Annotated in this window: 15 protein-coding genes; 2 read left to right on the forward strand and 13 right to left on the reverse strand. The window is 69.4% G+C overall.

All coding sequences use genetic code 11. The features are described from left to right. Positions 1-69 precede the first annotated feature (69 nt). From ACIRP7_RS00560 to leuS, 13 genes are all read right to left on the reverse strand, one after another. The gene (locus tag ACIRP7_RS00560) at positions 70-1,998 is read right to left on the reverse strand and encodes an AAA family ATPase (RefSeq protein WP_403651919.1); all 1,929 of its coding nucleotides are present in this window, start codon (positions 1,996-1,998) and stop codon (positions 70-72) included. A 293-nt stretch (positions 1,999-2,291) separates the two neighbouring features. Further along, positions 2,292-2,501 (reverse strand): hypothetical protein, encoded by a 210-nt coding sequence (locus ACIRP7_RS00565; RefSeq protein ID WP_403651922.1) that lies wholly within the window; start codon positions 2,499-2,501, stop codon positions 2,292-2,294. Between the two features lie 351 nt (positions 2,502-2,852). Then, the gene (locus ACIRP7_RS00570; protein ID WP_403651925.1) at positions 2,853-3,293 is read right to left on the reverse strand and encodes a hypothetical protein; all 441 of its coding nucleotides are present in this window, start codon (positions 3,291-3,293) and stop codon (positions 2,853-2,855) included. Beyond that, positions 3,294-3,800: an RNA polymerase sigma factor gene (locus ACIRP7_RS00575; protein WP_403651927.1), complete on the reverse strand. Its 507-nt coding sequence runs from the start codon at positions 3,798-3,800 to the stop codon at positions 3,294-3,296. It abuts the gene before it with no gap. Between the two features lie 336 nt (positions 3,801-4,136). Then, positions 4,137-4,568 carry a hypothetical protein gene (locus ACIRP7_RS00580; RefSeq protein ID WP_403651930.1) on the reverse strand — a complete coding sequence of 144 codons (432 nt, stop codon included), beginning with the start codon at positions 4,566-4,568 and terminating at the stop codon, positions 4,137-4,139. After that, a complete protein-coding gene (locus tag ACIRP7_RS00585; RefSeq protein WP_403651933.1) occupies positions 4,565-6,667 on the reverse strand; it encodes an integrase in 2,103 nt (700 codons plus the stop codon). Before ACIRP7_RS00585 ends, ACIRP7_RS00580 begins: the two co-directional genes overlap by 4 nt. Next, complete coding sequence (locus ACIRP7_RS00590) at positions 6,664-8,070, reverse strand: hypothetical protein (RefSeq protein ID WP_403651936.1); 1,407 nt, start codon at positions 8,068-8,070, stop codon at positions 6,664-6,666. Before ACIRP7_RS00590 ends, ACIRP7_RS00585 begins: the two co-directional genes overlap by 4 nt. A gap of 347 nt (positions 8,071-8,417) precedes the next feature. Further along, positions 8,418-9,716: an integrase gene (locus ACIRP7_RS00595; protein WP_403651939.1), complete on the reverse strand. Its 1,299-nt coding sequence runs from the start codon at positions 9,714-9,716 to the stop codon at positions 8,418-8,420. After that, positions 9,620-11,878, reverse strand: a complete 2,259-nt coding sequence (locus ACIRP7_RS00600; protein ID WP_403651941.1) for a ComEC/Rec2 family competence protein — start codon at positions 11,876-11,878, stop codon at positions 9,620-9,622. Before ACIRP7_RS00600 ends, ACIRP7_RS00595 begins: the two co-directional genes overlap by 97 nt. After that, positions 11,875-12,567 (reverse strand): helix-hairpin-helix domain-containing protein, encoded by a 693-nt coding sequence (locus tag ACIRP7_RS00605; RefSeq protein ID WP_403651944.1) that lies wholly within the window; start codon positions 12,565-12,567, stop codon positions 11,875-11,877. Before ACIRP7_RS00605 ends, ACIRP7_RS00600 begins: the two co-directional genes overlap by 4 nt. Before the next feature lie 848 nt (positions 12,568-13,415). Beyond that, positions 13,416-14,261 carry a DegV family protein gene (locus ACIRP7_RS00610; RefSeq protein ID WP_403651947.1) on the reverse strand — a complete coding sequence of 282 codons (846 nt, stop codon included), beginning with the start codon at positions 14,259-14,261 and terminating at the stop codon, positions 13,416-13,418. 72 nt (positions 14,262-14,333) lie between these two features. Beyond that, the gene (locus ACIRP7_RS00615) at positions 14,334-15,068 is read right to left on the reverse strand and encodes a hypothetical protein (protein ID WP_403651950.1); all 735 of its coding nucleotides are present in this window, start codon (positions 15,066-15,068) and stop codon (positions 14,334-14,336) included. Between the two features lie 116 nt (positions 15,069-15,184). Further along, on the reverse strand, positions 15,185-18,061 hold the full coding sequence (gene leuS / locus ACIRP7_RS00620) for a leucine--tRNA ligase (RefSeq protein ID WP_403651952.1): 2,877 nt from the start codon (positions 18,059-18,061) through the stop codon (positions 15,185-15,187). 445 nt (positions 18,062-18,506) lie between these two features. Between leuS and ACIRP7_RS00625 the strand changes: the two genes are divergently transcribed. Both ACIRP7_RS00625 and ACIRP7_RS00630 read left to right on the forward strand, forming a co-directional pair. Further along, the gene (locus ACIRP7_RS00625) at positions 18,507-19,841 is read left to right on the forward strand and encodes a cytochrome b/b6 domain-containing protein (protein WP_403651955.1); all 1,335 of its coding nucleotides are present in this window, start codon (positions 18,507-18,509) and stop codon (positions 19,839-19,841) included. Next, the gene (locus tag ACIRP7_RS00630; RefSeq protein ID WP_403651958.1) at positions 19,838-21,451 is read left to right on the forward strand and encodes an NADH-ubiquinone oxidoreductase-F iron-sulfur binding region domain-containing protein; all 1,614 of its coding nucleotides are present in this window, start codon (positions 19,838-19,840) and stop codon (positions 21,449-21,451) included. Before ACIRP7_RS00625 ends, ACIRP7_RS00630 begins: the two co-directional genes overlap by 4 nt. Positions 21,452-21,480 lie beyond the last annotated feature (29 nt).

Raw genomic sequence — 21,480 nt, forward strand, 5'->3', positions numbered from 1 at the left:
CTGTCAAGTTCTGCTTGTCGAACTGAGGGCAGGGCGCTGGCCAGGGAGACGCTCAGGCGGAGACTCGACTCATCGCTTGGGGAGCAGGGCGTTGAGTCGTTTGAACAGTTGGTCGGCTCGCGTGATCGTCGCAGGGTCGATGCGCGGAACCAGCGCAGCCTGCTCTCGGAGGAGAACCGCCGCCGGCTTGTAGTGGTTGAACCTTGTGTCGATCTTCCGCTTCCTGAACACCGCCTCGATCTGCCGGACGACGCGAGGGTCCTTGGCGTTGAGTTCAGAGGCGCTGATCGGCTTGGTGAGTTCGGAGGCGTAGGCGCGGTTGACGAGTTCGAGGTAGAAGGCCCGGTCAAACAGGTCCTCGACGTCTGCGTCGGCCGTGCCGGTGAACTCGCTGATCTCAACGAGTCCGTTCTTGGCGAGCTGGTTGTTGTCCCGGAGGCGCTGGACGGCCCCGACGTCCTTGGTGCTGGAGTCGACAAGGACGGCAACGTTCAGCTTGTTCGCGCCCAGGAGGGTCACGAAGGTGGACAGCTTCCCGGAGCCGCCGATGGGCGTCTTGACCCAGCGCGGGTCGAGTCCGACGGAGCCGTTCGTCTCGGCGATGTCCGTGAGGACGTCGAGGTAGATCAGGTCGCTGGGGCCTTCCAGGAGCAGGGTGTGCTCGCCCACGAACAGGGTCTGGGTCATCTCGACGCCCATCGCGGTCAGCAGCGGAAAGGCAGTGTCCTCGTCGGCCTTGAAGATCTCCGAGGAGACCTTCGCGCCGCCGCGCTCCATATCGACGACTGTCCGGACTCTCTGAAGGTGGTCAGGATCGACCATGAACGGCGAGTGGGTGGTGTAGATGACCTGATGCTTGGGAGCCAGGCGGTCGTCGATCAGCCGGAGCAGGTCTTCCTGGGCCCGGCCGTGGAGGGACAGGCCCGGCTCGTCCAGTAGGAGGATCAGGTTCGTGGTGCCCGCCGCCTCCACCTCGTTGAAGTAGGCGAGGAAGCTGAAGAACCAGACGAACCCGCGGGACCGATCGTCGAAGGGCACCGATGCGCGGTGCCGACGGTTGAAGACCCGGATCTGAAGGATCGGTCCCTCGTCGAGGGGCGGCTGGGCCCCCGGTTCGGCAGACAGGACCTCCAGGCGTACTTCCAGCTCGGTGTTCTGGGACCAGTACTCGAAGACCTCGTCCGAGATGACGTTGCCCGAGTTCTCCAGCTCACGGATCAGCCGTTCGTGCTGGTCGGAGTCCTGGAACTCCTCCGGTGAGACCCCGGCGATGTCCAGCAGGCTCAGCAGTGCCCGCTCGCCGCGGGTGATGTCTCCCGATGCTCGGCGCCGGATCAGGTCGGGCAGCGCGACCTTGCCCGGCATCGTGTCGTAGTCCGCGAAGTAGACGAACTTCGGCATGGACGGGGTGGCGTACTGGTCGATCAGGTGGAGCCCGAGCCTGCTCTCGCGCCAGCCGCGGATGCGATCGGCCAGCTCGGTCGCGCCGGACGGCGGCTCTTCCAGCCCGTCAAGGGCGTCGAGGAGGTCCGTGATGGTCTTTGCACTGCCGATGGCCTTGGCGGCCGCGGCCGGGAGGTCCAGGGCGGAGCGCAGGTGGTCGACGACCGCGGCCTCGTTGTAGGCGAAGTTGAAGGTCTTGGAGTTGTCCCGGTAGCCGATGACGACCTCGAACTCGGGGCTCCTCATGGCCTTCGGGCCGAGCTCCTCCTCGATGGCCTTCATCTCGGTGTCGTCGAAGCGGAAGGTCGCCCGGACCACGGGGATCTTCTTGCCGGCCGGGAGCCGCTTGCGGTCGCGGGTCTTGCGGGCGGGGAAGTCGACCACCTCGTCGAAGGAGGCGGACTCCACGGGGTTGACCCGGAAGAGCGCCTGGAGAAGGGTCGTCTTGCCCGACTCGTTCTTGCCGACGAGGCAGGTGACGTCCTTCTCGATGTCGAATATGTCGGAGTCCTCGACGGACCGGTAGTCGGTGATGTGTGCGCTGACCAGTTGCACTTTGCCTGGGAATCCTTCCTCGATTTCTGCGAGGAGGCCCGGCGTGCCGTGTCGAGAGGCAATGATCACAACAACATGACACTGCGTGCCTTCGGTGTTGTGTTCGAGGTAGGTTCCAGACGCCAATCAGGAGCGACCCCGGTGCCCGTCGACCTCGACGGCGCCGGGGTCCTCTTTTGAGCCATCTGTGAGGATAACCCTCGGTGCTGACAATCCCTCAGGATTTCTCCGGAGGGACCGAGCGGTGTGGACGGTGCGCCCCGAACGGGAGCGGCGGGCCGCTGCAACCATGATCAGCTCGTGGTGCCCTCTCCTGCATCCTCGATCGCGTCGCGCGCGGCCTCCGAGATGTCATCGAGCAGGTCGTCAAGCTCCTCGATCGCCTCATGCGCCAGGAGGCCGATCCCGATCTTGAGGAGAACTCGACGAATGATCTTCCCCCGTGTGCTCCTGGCCCTATTCGACGCCTCGTGCGCATTTCCCTCGCCGGATGCGGATCCCATGCCGCGCCCCTCCCTGTAAGCAGTGTTGCCTCGTGAGACGCAGGGGGAATGGAAACCTCACAGGGAAAAAAGAAGATGCCCCCCAGCCTTTTAAGGCTGGAGGGCACCTGTCGTGGTCTACTCATGTCGCATAGTGAGCCGTTGACCCCTATTCCACATGATCAAACTAAGCGAGCGACTCCACTCGCCTTTTTTGTGGAGGCGACACGAGAAGACCATAGCCCCTCGATTTCATGCAGTCAGCAAGCTGGCAAGCCAGCTGACGAGAGCCGTGGTCAAGACTGCGAGCACGGCCGTTCCGAACCCGCGGGTCCTGTAGGCGAGAGCGGGTCCTCGGTTATTCACAGGTATTCACCTCCGTTCTGTTCTCTGCGGCGCTAGTGCGCCGTGGTTCGGTTGTGTGCCAAGAAACGCATCGACGTAGTCGATGGCGTCGGGGTCACCAAGTCGTGCTGCGGTGCGCCACCAGCGCCCAGCCGACTCGTCGTCCCCGATGAGTTCCAGAAGTTCTGCCGCGCGGCGTGCGCTCGCCGCGTGCCTGACTCCTTCCTCTCGGTATCGGTCAAGGATCGTGTGATCCCCTCCCGAGACGGATAGTGCTTCTTCCCTCTCGCTCAGGCCCCGACCGGGGGCCGGTCCGGCAACCCGAAGGTTGCCGGACCGGCCAGCGGCCGAACTGTCCGAAGCATCGTCTGCGGAAAAGATCTCGTCCCGCAGTTGCTGCCTTTCAGCGTCGTTCATGCTCCGGGCGAGGGCCTGAGCATCGCGGCGCAGCATGGCCTCGATGCTCAATTACGCCCTCCTGTATTCGATCCCCTGCTGGATGAGGGCCTCTCGAAGGCGCCTCAGAGCCAGACTGTGGATGTTGTGCACGGTCGCCGCACCGATCCCGAGCTCGTCCGCGATTTCCTTCGGGGACTTATCCTCGTAGTAGCGGAGCCAGATAATCTGGCGCTGCCGACGAGGCAGTTTCTTGATCTCGGGACGAAGCAGGTCACGGAGCCCGTGAACGTATTCGGCAGATTCTCGCGGATCAGGGATGTTGTCCTCGATCTCGGAGAACTTGAAACGCCCCTTGACCCTGTAATGGTCGATCAGGACATTTCGCGCGACTCCGTAGGCGTAGGGTCTGATGTTTCCGATATCCACGCCTCGGTTTTCCGCTGCGGAGATCCTCGCGATTGCTTCCTGTGCGAGTTCCGCTGCGACTTCGGGGTCTGCCTCCCCTCGCCGCATATACATGTGGATCACGTAGAAGTTTTCGATCAGCCATTCGCTGATAGTCGGCTTCTCATCCACTGGCGGCATCCCGGCTGGAATTCCGCCTCGGCCCCTCCCGGAGGAGAGACTTGGGCCAGTGCTGTCGGCGAGTGGCTTCGTTCACTGCCGGCGACTGCCCCGCAAGGTTGGATCGGGCCTGCATTTCGGTGGCGTCCCTCTCCGCGTGCTAGCCGTCCTGTGACGGCAGGAGAGACGTGCGCGTCATCCGCTCCTGTGGAGTGTGACGGCGAGGTCCTGAGAACCTCACACTGTCAAGACAAGATCTTTTTTCCAGGCCTGTGTGAGGAGACCTGCCGTAAGCAGTCCTCCGAGAGAACTGGCTGATCACAGGGCTCTTGAGTCCCTGCCGGGCGTTCATTCCCGTGTTCCGTGGCCTGACGGACGAGGTTGGTTGGGAAGGACGCGGAGGTTTCGAGGTTGCTCGGCGAGCTGTTGGCGGAGCTGACGGTTCTCCATCACGCTCTGGTGCAGGGCGCCGACCAGAGCTTGGTTGTCCGAGCGGAGCTGGCGCAGTTCCTCGGCGTCTGCCGCCCGGAGTTCCTTGAGTTTCCTGACCTGTTGGCGCAGCCGCTTCTCACTGTCGGGGGTCTGTCCGCGGGCGCGCACCTTGTCGTAGAACTCGTTCTTGAGGTCCGGGTGGCGCTGGGTGAGGGCGTTGCGGGGGACTTGGGCTTCGGCGGCGAGAGCGACGATGGTCAGGGCGCCGTTGGAGTGTTCGGGGGTGCCGGCGAGGATGCGGTGCATAGCCGCGCGGATGCGGTCACGCTCGTCGGGTGCGGGGCTCATGCGGGCTTCTCCTGGAGCGTGATCCGGTTCTGGTCGTGCTGTTCGGCAAGGTGGCGGAGGCCAGCTGCCTTGTTCTGGAGGCGGTCGGCGAGCGGTGCGGGGACCATCGGTGACACGGCCTGTTTCTCCAACTCTCCCGCCTGGACGATGAGTTGCTCGGCCTGGAGGTCGGTGCGGGCGATGTTCGCGCAGGTGGGGACGCATCGGTCGAGGTGTGGTGTGTCGTGGGCGCCGAGGCGGTGGCAGAGGGCCTTGTCCCGGTTGTAGACGCAGAGCAGGAGCGCATGGGGGTTGTCGTGGACTGCGAGGGCGGGGTTGCGTAGGAGGTCACGGGCCTGGCGGGCGGTGATGGTGGTGCCGGCGAAAGCCGGTGCCTGAGTCGCGGCGTGGAGGGCCCGGCGGGCGGCGGGTCCGGAGAGTCCGCCGCCAGTTGCGAGGTCTTCGTGGAGGCCGGCGAGGTTGTCCGCGGTGGCGAAGGCGGTCTCGGTGTCGAGGAGTTCGTGGATGCCGTCGCGGCTGCGGGAGGCGTAGCCGCCGCTGATGGTGGTGCGCATGTGGCCGTATTGGATGGCGAGGGCGACCAGTCCTCCGGGGCGGCGGGCGATGTGCCAGGCCAGGGTGCGGCGGAAGCGTAAGGACACGACGGCGCCGTGCGGGTCGTCGGGGACTGCTTCGTGCGGTCTGCCGAGCTTTTTCGCGAGCTCGTTCACCCAGGGGACGAAGTCGCCTATGCGCTGGCTGAAGGAGATGGCCTTCAGGGAGCCGGTCTGCTTGCGCTGGCGGGCGAAGTCGTGGGTGGTCGCGTCGAAGAGCAAGGCCCCGTGGGGGACGATTCGTTCGAGGACGCGGATCGCTTTGACCACGGGGGTGATCGCGACCCAGGGGACCTCCCGTTCCATGCCGCTGGAGAGGTGGTTGCCGTGTTCGTCGCGGGCGGTCTTGAAGACGTGCCCGTAGATCAGGTGGCGGCCGGAGGCCACCGGCGGACAGCAGCCGGAACGGAGCCCGAGCACCTCGCCGGTCCTCATCCCGGTGAGGTAGCCCATGACGATGAACGCGGCCGTGCCCAGGTGGCGCATCAGCATGTGAGCTTCGGAGTAGTTGACGTGGTCGGTCCAGGGTCGTCCGGCGACCGTGCCCGTGATCTGCGTGGGCAGGGGGCAGCGGATGTCCGGTGACCGGGCGAGGTGTTCCTTGCGTCCCGCTCGGCGTATGGCGTTTTGGACTTGCCGGGTCGCGGCCCCGGTGACCGCGGCGATGTAGGTGGTGGCCAGTGCGCGGCCGCGCGCGTGGTGGACGGTCGGGAAGGGAAGGTCGTGAGCTATGAGGCCGTCCAGATAGGCCTTGGCAGCGGCCAGTCCCTCGGCGGTGGAGGCATTGTTCTCGCCCGCCTCTTTCAGTTTCTGGTAGTCGCGCCAAGAGGCGAGGATGTCCTCGGAGAAGTCCTCGACCACGCGCAGGGCCCAGACCAGCAGCGGGCCCATGGTCGCTTCGCTGATCGGCTCGGTGGCGTTCTCGCCGCCGCCACTCGCGGCGGGCAGGTAGTCGTCGACGCCTTCCCGCAGCCAGGGCGGCTCCCCGATGCCGAGGGGAGCGGGGCCCTCGGCATCGAAGGCCCAGAGCCGCAGCAGCGCGCTGAGCCGGTACTGGACTGAGGAACGGCTCAGGCCTCCTCCGTCGAGCAGGCCGTGGTTGTAGTCGAGGAACGTCTCGGTCGTGCAGGCCGCGAGCGTCGTGATGCCCCGGCCGGTGAGCCAGGAGGCGAACTGCCGCCAGATGAGCACGGTCTGGTAGATGCCGGTCGGGGACTGGCGGGTGCGCCAGGCTCCGCTCCGGCCGGTCACAAATGTCTCGGGAAGGCTCCTGTTGATCAGCTGCCAGGCCAGGTGACGGAGTTCCTCCCGCAGGGCCGGCGGGAAAGGCTCCCAGAGGATCGTTGAGCGGTCCGCGCTGGGGTTGTCGATGAGCGGCAGCAGCGGCCAGCGGGCGTCGCCGAAGCGGGCGATCGGCCCGGGCTCGGTCGCGACCACCAGGTGGCCGGGGATGACGGGGGTGTCCGGGCCGGGCAGCAGCACAAGGTCGTGGGCCGGGGAGGTCACAGGTCAAAGGTTCCGTTCAGGAGCTGGTCGATCATCTCGCGGTCCGTGTCGGCGGCGGCGCCCAGGGCCGCATCCCAGACCGCGGACCCGAGCCGGTGGCGGAGGCCTTCGAGCCGGGCGTGGGCTTCGGACCAGTCCGCCGTCCAGACATCGGTGCCGAGGACACCCCGGAGGTTCTCCAGCGCGGCATGAAGGTGGGCAAGGCGAGGGTGGTGGGCCGGGGCGATGCGGGCGTTCGGGCAGGCGGTGCAGAGCAGGAACGAGGCCCGGCAGTTCACTCCGCCCGTCGTGAAGGGGCTATGGGTGTAGTCGCGGCAGCCGGCCGTCGCGGTCTCCTGATCGCCCGGGCGCGGAGCGTCCACCAACTCGGCGCGGAGGACCGTGCGCCGGGCCGATTCCATCGCGGCCTCGGCTCCGGCGGCGATCACCGGGATCGCCACCTGGTGGGCCTGGGGGTCCGGCAGCACGTAGATACTGTCGTGGGTGTCCTGGGTGTTCTGGGCGGGTCCACGGCGGTGGATCACATTGACGGTCTTGCGGCTGCGGCGCATCACTGATCCCGGCAGGCCCAGGCGGGTTGCCCATTGCGACACGTTTTCCGTGCTCAGGCCCACGGTGAACGGACCGATCTTCGAGCCGTCGAGGTCACCGAGCTGCCGACGCTGGCCTGCGTGCTCATGCCAGACAATCAGGCGGTCCCGTCTCGCTCCGGCCGCCGCGGTGAAAGCGCGCGCGTGCGCGGTGGCCTCCAGCGCTTCCGTGATCAGCCGGCCCGGTGAGGCGGCGCCGAAGTCGGCGAGGTTGCGGGTCTCGTGGTGCAGGCTGGCGCCGCGGCGTCGCTTCTCCAACTCGACGCGATAGACCAGCATCTCGTTCGCCTCCGCGTCCGGCGTCGCGCGGGGCGCGGGCATCTCGCAGACCGTCGTCGCGTTCACCCCGTACTCGGTCACCAGCAGCACGGCCAGCGCGCAGGCCTCCCCCAGGCCCAGATAGAGCCGAGTCCAGGTGTGCTCGGCGCCCTCGCCGCCCAGCACCCGTGCGACGCGGGTAACCGGGCGCCACCGGCTGTGGCCGGAGGGGAAGTTCTCCTGCAAGGGAACGTTGCCTGTGCGCGCCAGAACGTCCAGGGCCTCGCCAGTCACCCACTCCGCGCTCCCAGGCGGGAAGCGGCCCTCGCGCCACTCGGTGAGCATGCGGGTGTTCTCACGGATCCGCAGCAGCGCCGTCCGGAAGATCTTCCGTGCGGTGCGGCGGACCTCGTCGAACTCCTCGGGGGTGTAGGCCTTCTCCTGCGTCTTGACCCTGCGCATGCGCTTGGCCATGGCCTCCCGGGTCGATGCGCTGAGCCGGGGGTCGCCGCGTAACAGGCTCGCGACCTCGCGATAGATCTTGTAGCCGGTCACCGAGGCGGGGCGGCTCAGCCGCCAGGCATGCCAGTGGGCTGGACTCAGGTCAGGGACATCGTCGGGTGACGGTTGCTCGCAGGCGAGGAACTTGCTGAACGCGCGCACGGAGTACCAGTTGCCGCGGCTGGTCTGGAAGGAGTCCCACCCTCCGCCGGGAGCGCAACGGGCCGCGAACAATGCGACCAGAGAGCGCTGCATCGCCGCGGCCACGGGCAGCTCGGCGAAGTCGAAGACAGCGGCGCGCCCTTGACGATCACGGTGGTGGACTACGAGCGTAGCGGGCTCCAGGACCGCGGGCCGGTGGTGAGGCCCATCCGGCAGTGCGGCCCTGCGGCCGCGGCGGCTCATGCCGGCTCCAGAAGAGTGTCGACGTCCTGGATGCCTTCACTCTCCTGGGCGATGCGGGCCAGCAGCGAGGTCACCCAGGCGTCCGAGCGCGCCCCGCCCCCGTCCTCACCCATCGGTTCGGGGTCCGCGAGCAAGGCCCTCAGCTGAAGGTCCGCGACCGGCGCGAGATAGATGTCCCGAGTCGTCTCAACCTGGGCATGGCCCAGCAGGTCCTGGACCATCCGCCAGGGGTCACCGTAGAGAAGTCGGAAGTCCCTGCGCTCCTCCGCCGTCAGGCCAAGGCGCTGGTCCATCACGAAGTGCAGCACCACCAGCATGTGCAGAGCCATGCTGTGCCTGCACATATGGGGCGTGCAGAACGGCGGCTCGACCGTCACCCCGCCAAGGACCTCGCGGCAGCGCTCCGACCCGGAGCGGAAGACGTTCTCCCACGACAGCGGATGAAACGGCAGCCCCTGCTCGTTCAACCACAACCACAACGGCTCCGGCCCCTCCGAACCCTCGGTGAACAACACCATCCGCTCCGCCACCGTCGCCTCCGTCAACGGCGTCTGGCCCGCCACTCCGTCTTGGTCGACCCAGTGCAACAGCCTCCGCGCGAACCCCGTCTGGTGCGTGACGACCCGCCGGACGGGAAGGGCGTCGTACCGGCCCTTGGCCTGGGCGCGCCGCACCGCCGCCGCCCGCGTCGATTCCGCATAGCCCTCGACCGCGCCGAGCACCGGGGCCGCGACGTAGAAGGTCCGCGCCCTCTTCGACTTCGTGACAGCCCGGGCCAGCCTGCCCGTGTAGTAGCGGCCGCCGCCTAACTCAGTGCGGGGCATCTCGAAGGTCAGCAACGAGGCGGCCTCCGTCAGCCGCATCCCCGACGACATCAGCACCTCGGCGAAGCTTGTGTTGCGGTCCTCTAGACGACCCCGCCAGCCCGGCGTGGGCACCCCAGACGCGCTGTGGCCTCGCAACCCCACGTCGACCCACCTTCGGAAAGCCCGCGGCGTCAGCCAACGCACGTTGCTCGCCCTGGCGTTCTTCGCGCGCGCCTCAGGAATCGCGATCACTTCTCCGTGCCGACCGACCGCCGATCGCATGACCACGGGACTCGCCTCGATGTGCCCTTGAGCTGCCGCCCACCCGTAGAGGCGGGTGATCGCCGCAAGGCCCCGGTTCCACCGGTCCGGGCCCACCTTGTTCGGGTTCCTCACAGACCGCGTCCGCCAGTCCTCGAAATCCCAGAGATCGTCTGCCGTGGCCTGTGTCCAGACCTTGCCCCGGCTCCATAAAAAGTCGAAGAACACGCAGTAGTCCACCGTGTAGTTGCGCTTCGTCTCCGGCTCCAGCCGAACGAACGACGAGCGGCACAAGTACGTGCCCAGCAACTCGTCGATCCGACAGTCCGGCGACAACAAGATCGGGTCTCCCGAGTGGATCCCTGTGCGCTCTTCTCTTTCCGACAAGTCCGTCCAGTCCGCCAACTCAGGTACACGCTCGGGTACAACGACCCGCTTCTCCGGCACCCAATACACACGCCAACCAGGCACGTACCACCCCAACAAGATCCGCTCCAACACGTAGATCCAACAGGGAAGACGAGGCACATCGCGAACCGCCAGCCCGGTGGCGGCCATCCCGTGATCACCCGGGTCAGCGGCGGCGGCTGCACGACCGCGAGTACGAACACCATCGCGCAGACGGCACACCACCAGGGATGTCGCAGCAACCGCCGCCCGACGAGCAGCAGGAGCCCGGTGACGAGGGCGAGCAGCCCCGCCCCCACCCAGCTGCCCGGCCAGTCCACTCCCCCGCCGGGCAACGACGCGCCGGTCCGGGCGACGTCCGCGATCCACCCGGCGGGCCAACTCGCGCACCAGGCAAGCGCTTCGGCCACCGGCATCGCCAGGGGTGCCGTCGCCAGCGCCGCGAAGCCCAGCACCGTGGCCGGGGCGACCGCGAACTCCACGAGCAGATTGCACGGCACCGCCACCAGGCTCACCCGCGCCGAAAGCACGGCGACCACCGGCGCGCACAGGGCCTGCGCGGCGGCAGCGGCTGCCAATCCCTCCGCCAGCCGCGGCGGCACCCGGCGTCGTCGCAACGCCAGGCTCCAGCGAGGCGCGAGCGTGAGCAGGGCGCCGGTCGCCAGCACGGAGAGCAGGAAGCCGTAGCTACGGGCCAGCCACGGGTCGTACAGCACCAGCAGCAGTACGGCCGTCGCCAGCGCCGGGATCAGTGAGCGGCGGCGTCCGGTCGCGAGGGCGAGCAAGGCGACGGCCCCGCAGGCCGCGGCCCGCAGCACGCTCGGGTCCGGCCGGCACACCACGACGAATCCGAGTGTGAGTCCGCCGCCGAGCAGCGCCGTCGTCCGCAGTGACACCCCGAGGCGGGGCGCCAGTCCCCGTCGCTCGACGAGTTGGGCGAGGCCGGGCGGCCCGATGAGCAGGGCGAGCAGGATCGTGAGGTTGCTGCCGGAGACGGCGAGCGTGTGCGCGAGGTCGGTCTCCTTGAATGCCTCGTCCAACTCGGGTGTGATCCGCGCCGTGTCCCCGACGACCAGCCCCGGCAGCAAGGCCCGGGCATCCGCCGGCAACCCGTCGGTGGCTTCCCGCAGACCCGCCCGCAACCGCCCCGCGAACCGCTGCGTCCCCGACGCCTCCCTGACAACCTCGGGCCCTCCCCGGTTCCGTACCCGCAGTACGGCCGCGACTCGGTCGCCCGCCACCAACGGCGGCGCGGCACGCGCGGTGACCCGCACCCATGTGGACGGCAACAACCCGAGCCAGGGCGATCGAGCGGGACCTTCCACGGCCGGCGCCGGCCCGGGCGTCGACCCACCGCTCCCACGGCGACCGGTGGCGACCACCTCCGTGCCCGAGCCGGCTCCCGCACGCGCGTCGACGATCAACAGCACCGGCGCCCGTGTCGCCACCACCCTCCCGTCCTCCGTCTCCACCCGCCGGACGTCGGCACCGATGACGACGGCGGTGGGGGCCGCGTGGTCCCCGGTGATCCGAGGTCGCGTCAGCCGGGGGTCGGAGGTCACCTGGACCTCGGCGGTCACGGTGGCGTACTGCCGTGCCAGCGCGGGCACCGGTCCCCGCCGCAGATCGGCCCCGTGCAGTCCGGCGGACACGGCGGCCGCCGCGACACAGAGGAGCACAGCGGCCACCGGCACCCGGCCTCCCCCACCGAGACCCCGCGTTCCGCGCCATCGTCCCGACACCAGCACGCAGGCGAGGACCAGACAGCCGGCCACCACCCCCGTGATCCACCACGGCGACGCGTCCAGGGTCACGGCGGCCGTGGCCCAGGCCGCGAGCGCCGCGGGTACCAGCCGCAGATCCGTAGGCCCTTCCTGCCGCGGGTGAGCATCCCCGAGCCGCTTCCCCGAGACGGCGTGCACGGTGGCCCGCGCACGCGCCTCGTCCTCCTGCCTTCGCCGCACCTCCGAGCCGTACCTCATGGCCGTACGAGATTCCGCAGATCGGCGAAGCGGCGGTCGCCGATGCCGTTGACCTCGCGCAGTTCGTTCACCGAGCGGAAGCCGCCGTGCTGGGTGCGGTAGTCGACGATGTGCTGGGCGAGCACGGGGCCGACGCCGGGCAGAGTGTCGAGCTGGTCCAGGGTGGCCGTGTTCAAGGAGACGGGAGCGGCAGCCGCACCGGCCGGCACCCCGGCGACGGGACCTCCCATGCCGGGCGCGGGCACGGGAGCCGGTGCGGCCGGGCCGCCGACGACCACCTGCTCGCCGTCCACGAGGAACCGCGCGCGGTTGAGCGTGTCGGTCTTCGTGCCCGGCCGCACGCCACCGGCCGCCTTCAACGCGTCGGCGACCCTCGAACCGGCCGGCAGCCGCTGGATTCCGGGCTCCCGGACCTTTCCACTGACGTCCACGACGATCTCGGCCCCGGCCGGTCCCGCCGCGTTCGAAGTCCCGCCCGAGACGGCCGGCTCGGCCACCTCTCGCCGTCCACCCGCGCCGGACTGCCCGAACGGAGCCGCCGCGCGCATCACTTCGGGCGCCTGGACGGACTGTGCCCGGCCCGTCCAGAAGTGCTGCAGTGCGAACACCGCGGCCACGACGAGCAGTACCGAGAGCGCGACCACGTTCCGCCGCTCCAGCCCGCACCGCGCCTGCAGCCACACGGGCATCCGCTCCCGCAGAGCCGACCCGGCCCGCTCCCGCCAGTCCCCGCCGCCGGAATCGGTACCTCGCCAGGCACCACGCCCGCCATCGGCGTCTCGCCAAGCCTCCTCCCGAGGACCACCGCCCCGCAGGACCTCGTCCACAGAACCGCGATCCCGCGGAGCCCCCTCCGCAGCACCACTGTCCCGCAGGGCAGTCCCGGCGGAACGACCGTCCCGCAGGCCCGTCCCGGCGGAACGACCATCCCGCAGGAACCCCTCAGCGGAATCAACGTCAGGCCAGACCCTCTCCGCGGAACCAAGATCAGGCCGGACCCTCTCCGCAGGACCGCCGTCCCACCGCGCCCCCTCCGCGAAACCACCGTCCCGCACAGCCTTCTCGGCAGCACCCGCCCCCCACCGGGTCTCCTCCACGAATCCGACCGCACCGCCTGCCGAACCCGGCTCGGCACCACCGACGGCACCGGCAGCCTCCAGGCGCTCCGGACCGCCCCCCGCCACCTCACCGTCCCCACCCGGCGGCCCCTTCCCCAAGTCCCCCCGCTCCCCCGCCCGTTCGGCGAAGAGCACCTCCGCCCGTCGCTGGAGTTCCTCCGCCGAATCGGCATGCCGAGGCCGGACCCGGCCCCGGGTGAGGGGCGGTCGGCGGTGACGTGAGCGTCCGTCGGAATGAGGGCCGCGGCCCGGCCCGCTGGTCGGTGTCGCTGTGCGTGAGCGTGATCGAAGTGCCATGCGCCGAGGATCGGACAGGTCCGCGATCTCGCGATGATCTTGGTCAATTCCCGGGGATTACCCACCGGTTGTGGAAAACTCCGCCACCCACACGAGTGATTCCGGCACCTCGGGCGGTTCCGTCACCGGGGCGAGACCACGACCCCCAGCAGCCCGGGCCCCGTGTGCGCCCCGATCACCGCCCCGACCTCGCTCACATGCAGGTCGGCAAGTCCGGTCACCCGCGCCCGCAGACGGTCCGCGAGGGCCGACGCCCGGTCGGGGGCGGACAGATGATGGACCGCCATGTCGACCGGCGCGCTGCCGGCCCGTTCGGCCGCGATCTCCTCCAGGCGGGCGATGGCCTTGGACGCCGTCCGCACCTTCTCCAGCGGCTCGATCCGACCGCCGACGAGCTTCAGCAGCGGCTTGACGGCGAGCGCGGAACCGAGGAGGGCCTGCGCGGCCCCGATCCGGCCGCCACGGCGCAGATAGTCGAGGGTGTCGACGTAGAAGTAGGCGGACGTGCCCGCGGCCCGCTTCTCCGCGGCGGTGACCGCCTCGTCCACCGTGCCGCCCGTCTCCGCGGTCTCGGCGGCGGCGAGCGCGCAGAACCCGAGAGCCATGGCGATCATGCCGGTGTCGACCACGCGCACCGGCACCGGCGACTCACGCGCCGCCATGACGGCGGCGTCGTAGGTTCCGGAGAGCTCGGCGGACAGGTGCAACGACACGATGCCGGTCGCGCCGGACTCGGCGACCTTGCGGTAGTGCTCCGCGAAAGCCTGGGGGCTGGGTCGCGAGGTGGTGACGGGGCGTCGCTTCTGAAGCGCCTGGGCCAGCGACCGAGCCGTGATCTCGGTGCCCTCCTCCAGCGCGCGGTCACCAAGGACCACGGTCAGGGGTACCGCTGTGATGCCGTGCCGCTCCATCGTCCCCTGCGGCAGGTAGGCCGTTGAATCCGTGACGATCGCGACATGGCGGGACATGAGCTGGAGGTTACCTGCCGTAGCGTCCGGGTGGCAGCCCAGCCCCTGTCACCCGGGGCCGCCGTGTCGGGATCAAGTCGTGCTCTCAGGACGGGGTTTCTTCTGCCAGGGATAGGTGGGTCGAGGGCCCGGCGGAGTGATCGCGGGCCGCGTCGGCTCCTCGGCGGTGCGAGAGCGGGACGTCTCGGGCCAGGTCTGCTGCCCGGGGCCGGCGTCGGCGGCGGAAGCTTCGGGCCACGGGGGCGGTGTCGCGGCGGGCTCGGTCTTCGTCCAGTGCCGCAGGGCGCCGGACTCGACGTCGATCTGCGCGCTCAGTGTGTCCAGGTCGTCGTCGGCGAAACGGTGGGCGCGGTCGCGTGCAGCCCAGCGCAGGGAGTCCGCCGACTGTGTGATGCGCTCGGTGCGCTCCCGCAGGCCCGGCAGGCGCTCGGTGAGCGTCGCCCGGTCGGGCTCGGACTCCAGGCGCTTGAGTTCGCCGTCCAGCTCGTGGCCGTGGGCACTGAGCCGCTGGAAGAGGCCGAGGGACTCCTTGAGGGATGCGTCCTCGGCCACGCCCGCGTGCAGCGCGTCCTGGGTGGCCCGCATCGAGGTGCGCAGCTTCAGCCGCAGCTGGGCCAGTTCGCCCGCCGGGCCGAGCTGGGCGAAGGACTTGGCCCGCAGGGTGTGATCCTCGACCGTGCGCCGGGCCTGGGTGATGGTGCGGTCCACACCGCGCTTGGCGGCCCCGACCACCTTCACCGTCGCGTAGGCGCCGAGGGCCACGAAGAGCACGAAAAGCAGGGCCACGACCGCGATCACTGCTTCCACGAAACTCCTCCTCCGCCCCGACACGGCACTCGCCGCTCTTCAAAGGTAAACGCGACGGGCAGGTCCGGAGTTCCGGAAGAACCCCGAACCTGCCCGCACGCGACCCTTAGGGGGCCTTACGCGGGAACGATGTTCACCAGCTTCGGCGCCCGCACGATCACCTTGCGGATGCCCGCCCCGTCCAGCGCCGCCACGACCTTCTCGTCGGCCAGCGCGACCTTCTCCAGCTCGTCGTCGGAGATGGTCGGCGAGACCTCCAGGCGGGCCTTGACCTTGCCCTTGACCTGAACCACGCAGGTCACGGTCTCGTCCACGACGTACTGCGGGTCGGCGACCGGGAAGTCCTGGTGGACGACCGATTCGGTGTGGCCCAGCCGGCGCCACAGCTCCTCGGCGATGTGCGGGGCCAGCGGCGTGATCAGCAGCACCAGCGCCTCGGCGACCGGTCGCGCGACCGGGCCGCCCGCCTTGGTCAGGTGGTTGTTCAGCTCCGTGACCTTGGCGATGGCGGTGTTGAAGCGCAGACCCTCCAGGTCGTGGCGCACCCCGTCGATCGCCTTGTGCAGGGCACGCAGCGTGGCCTCGTCGGGCTCGGCGTCGACGACGGTCACCTCGCCGGTGGCCTCGTCGATGATGTTGCGCCACAGCCGCTGCAGCAGGCGGTACTGGCCGACCACCGCGCGCGTGTCCCACGGTCGCGAGACGTCCAGCGGGCCCATCGCCATCTCGTACAGGCGCAGCGTGTCGGCGCCGTACTCCTCGCAGATCGCCTCCGGGGTGACGGCGTTCTTCAGGGACTTGCCCATCTTGCCCAGCTCGCGCTTGACCTGCTCGCCCGCGTAGAAGAACTGGCCGTCGCGCTCCTCGACCTCGGTGGCCGGCACCGGGAAGCCCCGGCTGTCGCGGTAGACGAAGGCCTGGATCATGCCCTGGTTGTACAGCTTGTGGAACGGCTCGGGCGACGAGATGTGTCCCAGGTCGAACAGGACCTTGGACCAGAAGCGCGCGTACAGCAGGTGCAGCACGGCGTGCTCGGCGCCGCCGACGTACAGGTCGACTCCGCCGTGCGGCTGTCCCGCGCGCGGGCCCATCCAGTACTGCTCGATCTCGGGGTCGACCAGCTGCTCGCTGTTGTGCGGGTCCAGGTAGCGCAGTTCGTACCAGCAGGAACCGGCCCAGTTGGGCATGGTGTTGGTCTCGCGGCGGTACGGGCGGGGTCCGCGTCCGTCGCCCAGGTCCAGGGTGACGTTGACCCAGTCCTGGTTGCGGGACAGCGGGGTCTCCGGAGAGGTGTCCGCGTCGTCCGGGTCGAAGGTGCGCGGCGAGTAGTCCTCGACCTCGGGCAGCTCCAGCGGCAGCATCGACTCGGGCAGCGAGTGGGCGATGCCGTCCTCGTCGTAGACGATCGGGAAGGGCTCGCCCCAGTAGCGCTGGCGGCTGAACAGCCAGTCGCGCAGCCGGAAGTTGACGGTGCCCTCGCCGATGCCCTTGCGCTGCAGCCACTCGGTGATGCGCGCCTTGGCCTCGGTCACGCCCAGGCCGTCCAGGGAGACGTCCTCGCCGTGCGAGTTGACGATCCTGGCGTCGTACGAGGCGAAGGCGTCGTCCCAGGTCGAGGTGTCCGTGCTCCGGCCGTCGCTGGGCTCGACCACGCAGCGGATCGGCAGCTCGAAGGCGCGCGCGAAGGCGAAGTCACGCGTGTCGTGCGCCGGTACGGCCATGATCGCGCCGGTGCCGTAGCCCATCAGGACGTAGTCGGCGATGAAGACGGGGATCTGCTCGCCGTTGACCGGGTTGGTCGCGTACACGCCGGTGAAGACGCCGGTCTTGTCCTTGGCCTCGGCCTGCCGCTCGACGTCCGACTTGGAGGCGGCCTGCGCGCGGTAGGCGGCGACCGCCTCGGCGGGGGTGGCGTGTCCGCCGGTCCACACGTCGTGCGTGCCCTCGGGCCATTCCTGCGGTGTGAACTTGTCGACCAGCGGGTGTTCGGGGGCCAGCACCATGTAGGTCGCGCCGAACAGCGTGTCCTGGCGCGTGGTGAAGACGGTGATCGCCTCCCCGTCGACGGGGAAGTCGACGCGGGCGCCCTCGGAGCGGCCGATCCAGTTGCGCTGCTGCAGCTTGATGGCCTCGGGCCAGTCCAGCTCGTTCAGGTCGTCCAGCAGACGGTCGGCGTACGCGGTGATCCGCATGTTCCACTGGCGCAGCTTGGCCTTGAACACCGGGAAGTTGCCGCGCTCGGAGCGGCCGTCGGCGGTGACCTCCTCGTTGGCCAGCACGGTGCCCAGGCCCGGGCACCAGTTGACGGGCGCGTCGGAGGCGTACGCCAGGCGGTACCCGCCCAGGACGTCGGCACGCTCGGCCGCGGACAGGGCGTCCCACGAACGGCCACCTGGGACCGCGCGCTCACCGGACTCGAAGGCGGCGACCAGCTCGGAGATCGGGCGGGCCTTGTTCGCCCTGTCGTCGTACCAGGAGTTGAAGATCTGCAGGAAGATCCACTGGGTCCACTTGTAGTAGTCCGGGTCGATCGTGGCGAACGACCGGCGCTTGTCGTGGCCCAGGCCCAGCCGGCGCAGCTGGGACTTCATGTTGTTGATGGCGGCCTCGGTGGTGACCCGGGGGTGCTCGCCGGTCTGTACGGCGTGCTGCTCGGCGGGCAGGCCGAAGGCGTCGAAGCCCAGGGTGTGCAGGACGTTGTGGCCGGTCATCCGCTGGAAGCGGGCGAAGACGTCGGTGGCGATGTAGCCCAGCGGGTGGCCGACGTGCAGGCCGGCACCGGAGGGATACGGGAACATGTCCATGATGTACTTCTTGGGCCGCGCGACCAGCTCGGGGTCGCCCGCCAGGTCACCCTTGGGGTTCGGCGCCGCGTAGGTGCCGTCGGCGTCCCAGAAGTCCTGCCAGCGTGCCTCGATCTCGGCCGCGACGGCGGCCGTGTAGCGGTGCGGCGCGGCCACCTCGGCGGGGGCAGCGGGGTTCGTCTCGCTCATGGTCCTCAAAGCTCCATCGATCGTCTCTGCCAGCGGCTGTGTCGTCCGGAAACGAAAAATCCCCTCGCACAGGAGGGGACGCCGCGCCGATTCCGACCACGTCTTCACCGGTGGTCGGGACTGATCAGCGCGGCTCGCTAAGCAGAAGGCGTACGGCACGCATGGCGTCAGAGTACCGCAGCCGTTGAGCAAGCCGCGACGAGCTTACGTATGCCTCTTTGGCACCGGGTGCCGCACTCGCCGCCGCAGTCGAGAGCACCGTCCGATCCGACAGGAACTGAACCAAGGTCAATGATTACTTCGCGTAACAGCTACTAAGGGGCATCGCACCAGCCCCACGGCCGTTTGATAACAACGCAATAACTCAAACGCCGTACCCATCGGTATGGCGCCACTTAGAGTGCGGCAGCGGGACCGCCTTCCCGAACCGCTCGGAGTTGCCCCCATGAACCCTCGTAGTAGCAACAACACACTCCCCAGGACCGGCCGGTCGGCCTATGGGGTGGCGACGGCCGTCTTTCTGCTGACCATTCCTCTGGTCGTGGTGTACGGAGGTGTCTGGCTCCAGGACTTCCTCAACTTCGGGGCGGGCGTGGTGACGCTTGTCCTCCTCACCTGTTCCGTGATCTGGGGGCTGGTCGCGCAGGACCGATTGGTCCTCAACACCCGCCAGCGGATCGTGGCCCAGGGTGTGCACCGGATCACCGCCGTCGGCTCGATCGCCTTCCTTCTGCTGCACGTCGGGATCAAACTCACCCTTGAGCACACGACGTGGATCGCCGCGTTCATCCCGTTCGGGCTGGGCTTCAGCAGCAGCGGCGGCCTCATAGGTCTCGGCACCCTGGCCGGCCAGCTCATGATCTTCGTCGGCATCACCGGCGCCCTGCGCAACCGGTTCGCGTCCCCGGCCCCGGTCGCGGCCCGCTGGCGGGCGATGCACATGCTGGCCTACCCGGCCTGGTGCGCCGGCCTGATCCACGGCCTGTACGCGGGCCGCGCGGTAAAGGCCCCGATCTTCACCTACATGTACGCGCTCTGCGTGCTCGGCGTCATCGCGGCCCTCGCCCTGCGCGCGGCTCCGCGCCCGTTCAAGCGCAAGATCACCGACCGGGTCGCCATGCTCCTCGGCGCCGAGGAGCGTCCGGGCCGCGAGGAGCTGGAGGCCAGCCGGGCCAGGAGGGCCGCGGAGAGCGCCGGACCGGGCCGCGAGGGCCGCCGCAGGGCACCGGAGTCCGCCGGCCGGCGCTCGGAGTCCTCCCTGCCCGGCTACGAGGGCCTGACGCAGACCGGCTCCATACCCGCCTACCAGGCCCCGCCCGCCCCGGAACCGGCGGGCAGCGGATTCGCCGCCGCCTACCGCGCCATGTCACCGGGCGCACAGCAGCCCTACGACACCGGCCAGACCGCGCGCATGGACATGCCGATGGACATGCAGGCCGCCACCGATCCCATCGCGCGCGTGGACGGCGGCGGCAGCACCTCCGGCAGCTGGCCGATCCCGTCCCCGCCGCCGGTCGGCGAGGCACCCCCGTCGGTCTACGACCCACTCCAGGACACGGGGTACAACATCCCCACTTATGGCGGCAATTCGGGCACGGCCAGCTATCTCACGGGTGATGTACGCGACACCGGTGAGTCGAACACCCTTTACGGCACGTATAACCCGAACGACACGTACAACACCGGTCCCGCCGCTGAACCAACGCCCGGTCAGTCGTACGACTTCGACTCACCGGGGCCGGGCGAACCTTGGAACACGCCTTCCGGAGGCTATAGGTGAACGAGGCCCTGCCCGACGTACCAGAAGTCCGCGTGGTCGGTCTTCCCCAGCTCACGTCGGGCTTCGACCTTGTCGAACGACTTGACCTGCCCATGCACCTGAAGGTGCATGGGCCGCTCGAACCCATGGGCGGCGAGCAACTCGCGAAGCTCTCCGAAGCCATCAACCTGAAGGGGCGCGGCGGTGCCGGCTTCCCCTTCCACAAGAAGCTGCGCTCGGTCGCCGAAGCGGCGATCAAGCGCGGTGTCCGGCCGGTCGTCGTCGTCAACGGCAGCGAGGACGAACCCGCCTGCCGCAAGGACACGGTCCTCATCAACCGGGCCCCGCACCTCATCCTGGACGGCGCTCTCCTGGCCGCCGAGGCCCTGGGTGCCCGCACCCTCGTGATCGGGGTCACCCGGGAGTCCACGCAGCGTTCCATGGAGGCCGCCCTCGCCGAGCGCGGCCTCAGCAACGGCCGCAGATCGGCGCTACGCGCACGCGTGCAGCGCAATCCCGTCCGTATGGTCACCGGAGCGGCGGCGTCGCTGATCCGCTCCATCGACGGCGGCCCGGCCATCCCGCCCGGCCGCAAGGTCAGCGCATCGCAGAACGGCGTCGGCGGCGCACCCACGCTCCTGTCCAACGCCGAGACCTTCGCGCAGCTGGCGATCGCCGCGCGCATCGGCCCGGAGCGCTACGGCAACACCGGGCTGTACGACGAGCCGGGCACCGTCCTGCTCACGGTCTCCGGCGCTGTCGCGCGCCCCATGGTGATCGAGGTCCCGACCGGCGTACCCCTGCGCTACGTCCTGCAGTTGGCCGGCGCCCCGCCGGTCCCGCAGGGTGTGCTGACGGGCGGCTACCACGGCAAGTGGATCGACGCGGCCACGGTCAACGAGGCGATCGTCTCCCGCAACTCCCTGGACGCCGTGGGCGGCGCGCTCGGCGCCGGCGCGATCCTGCCGATCACTCAGGAGACCTGCCCGCTGGGCGAGTCGCTGCGGGTGGCGCAGTGGCTGGCCGAGGAGAGCGCGGGCCAGTGCGGCCCCTGCTACCTCGGTCTGCCGGCCGCCGCGCGCGGCATGGAGGACATCCTCAACGGCGGCGGTCCCGCCGCCCTGGAGGCGCTCAAGCAGGTCGCCAAGAACGTGAAGCGGCGTGGCGCGTGCTCCCACCCGGACGGCTCCGCGATGTTCCTGGAGTCGACCATCAAGGCGTTCACGGACGACCTGGCCGCCCATGTCCTCGGCAACGGCTGCGGACGGCCCGTGGAGGGCGTTCTGCCGCTCTTCGAGGGCGGCAGGATGGCGACCGGCATCTCAGGCGGCGGCGAGGCCGAGGAGACCGGTCCCAGCCGTCAGAAGATCTACGTCGACTGGACGCTGTGCCGGGGCCACGGCCTGTGCGCCGACATCCTCCCCGAGGTGTTCGAGCTCGGTGCCGACGGTTTCCCGACCGTCGCCCAGGCTCAGGTGCCGCGCTACGCCGAGGCCAAGGCTCTACGCGCGGTGCGTCGCTGCCCGGCGCTCGCCCTGCGCCTGGAGGACGAGAGCCCGCGCGACAAGGGCCCCACCCGCAACCTGCCGGTGCTGTCCCAGGGTCGCGGGAGGCGTGCGCTGGGCCGCTGAGCCGACGTCACGAAGGGGGCCGCCCGGAA

The organism is Streptomyces sp. NPDC102270, from assembly GCF_044766405.1.
Taxonomy (GTDB): Bacteria; Actinomycetota; Actinomycetes; order Streptomycetales; family Streptomycetaceae; genus Streptomyces.

Excerpts from the sequence above, each read along its gene's own strand:
- ACIRP7_RS00565 (WP_403651922.1), bottom strand. The coding sequence starts at position 2,501 with ATGGGATCCGCATCCGGCGAGGGAAATGCGCACGAGGCGTCGAATAGG.
- ACIRP7_RS00580 (WP_403651930.1), bottom strand. The coding sequence starts at position 4,568 with ATGAGCCCCGCACCCGACGAGCGTGACCGCATCCGCGCGGCTATGCAC.
- ACIRP7_RS00600 (WP_403651941.1), bottom strand. The coding sequence starts at position 11,878 with ATGAGGTACGGCTCGGAGGTGCGGCGAAGGCAGGAGGACGAGGCGCGT.
- ACIRP7_RS00605 (WP_403651944.1), bottom strand. The coding sequence starts at position 12,567 with ATGCCCGTGTGGCTGCAGGCGCGGTGCGGGCTGGAGCGGCGGAACGTG.
- ACIRP7_RS00610 (WP_403651947.1), bottom strand. The coding sequence starts at position 14,261 with ATGTCCCGCCATGTCGCGATCGTCACGGATTCAACGGCCTACCTGCCG.
- leuS (WP_403651952.1), bottom strand. The coding sequence starts at position 18,061 with ATGAGCGAGACGAACCCCGCTGCCCCCGCCGAGGTGGCCGCGCCGCAC.
- ACIRP7_RS00625 (WP_403651955.1), top strand. The coding sequence starts at position 18,507 with ATGAACCCTCGTAGTAGCAACAACACACTCCCCAGGACCGGCCGGTCG.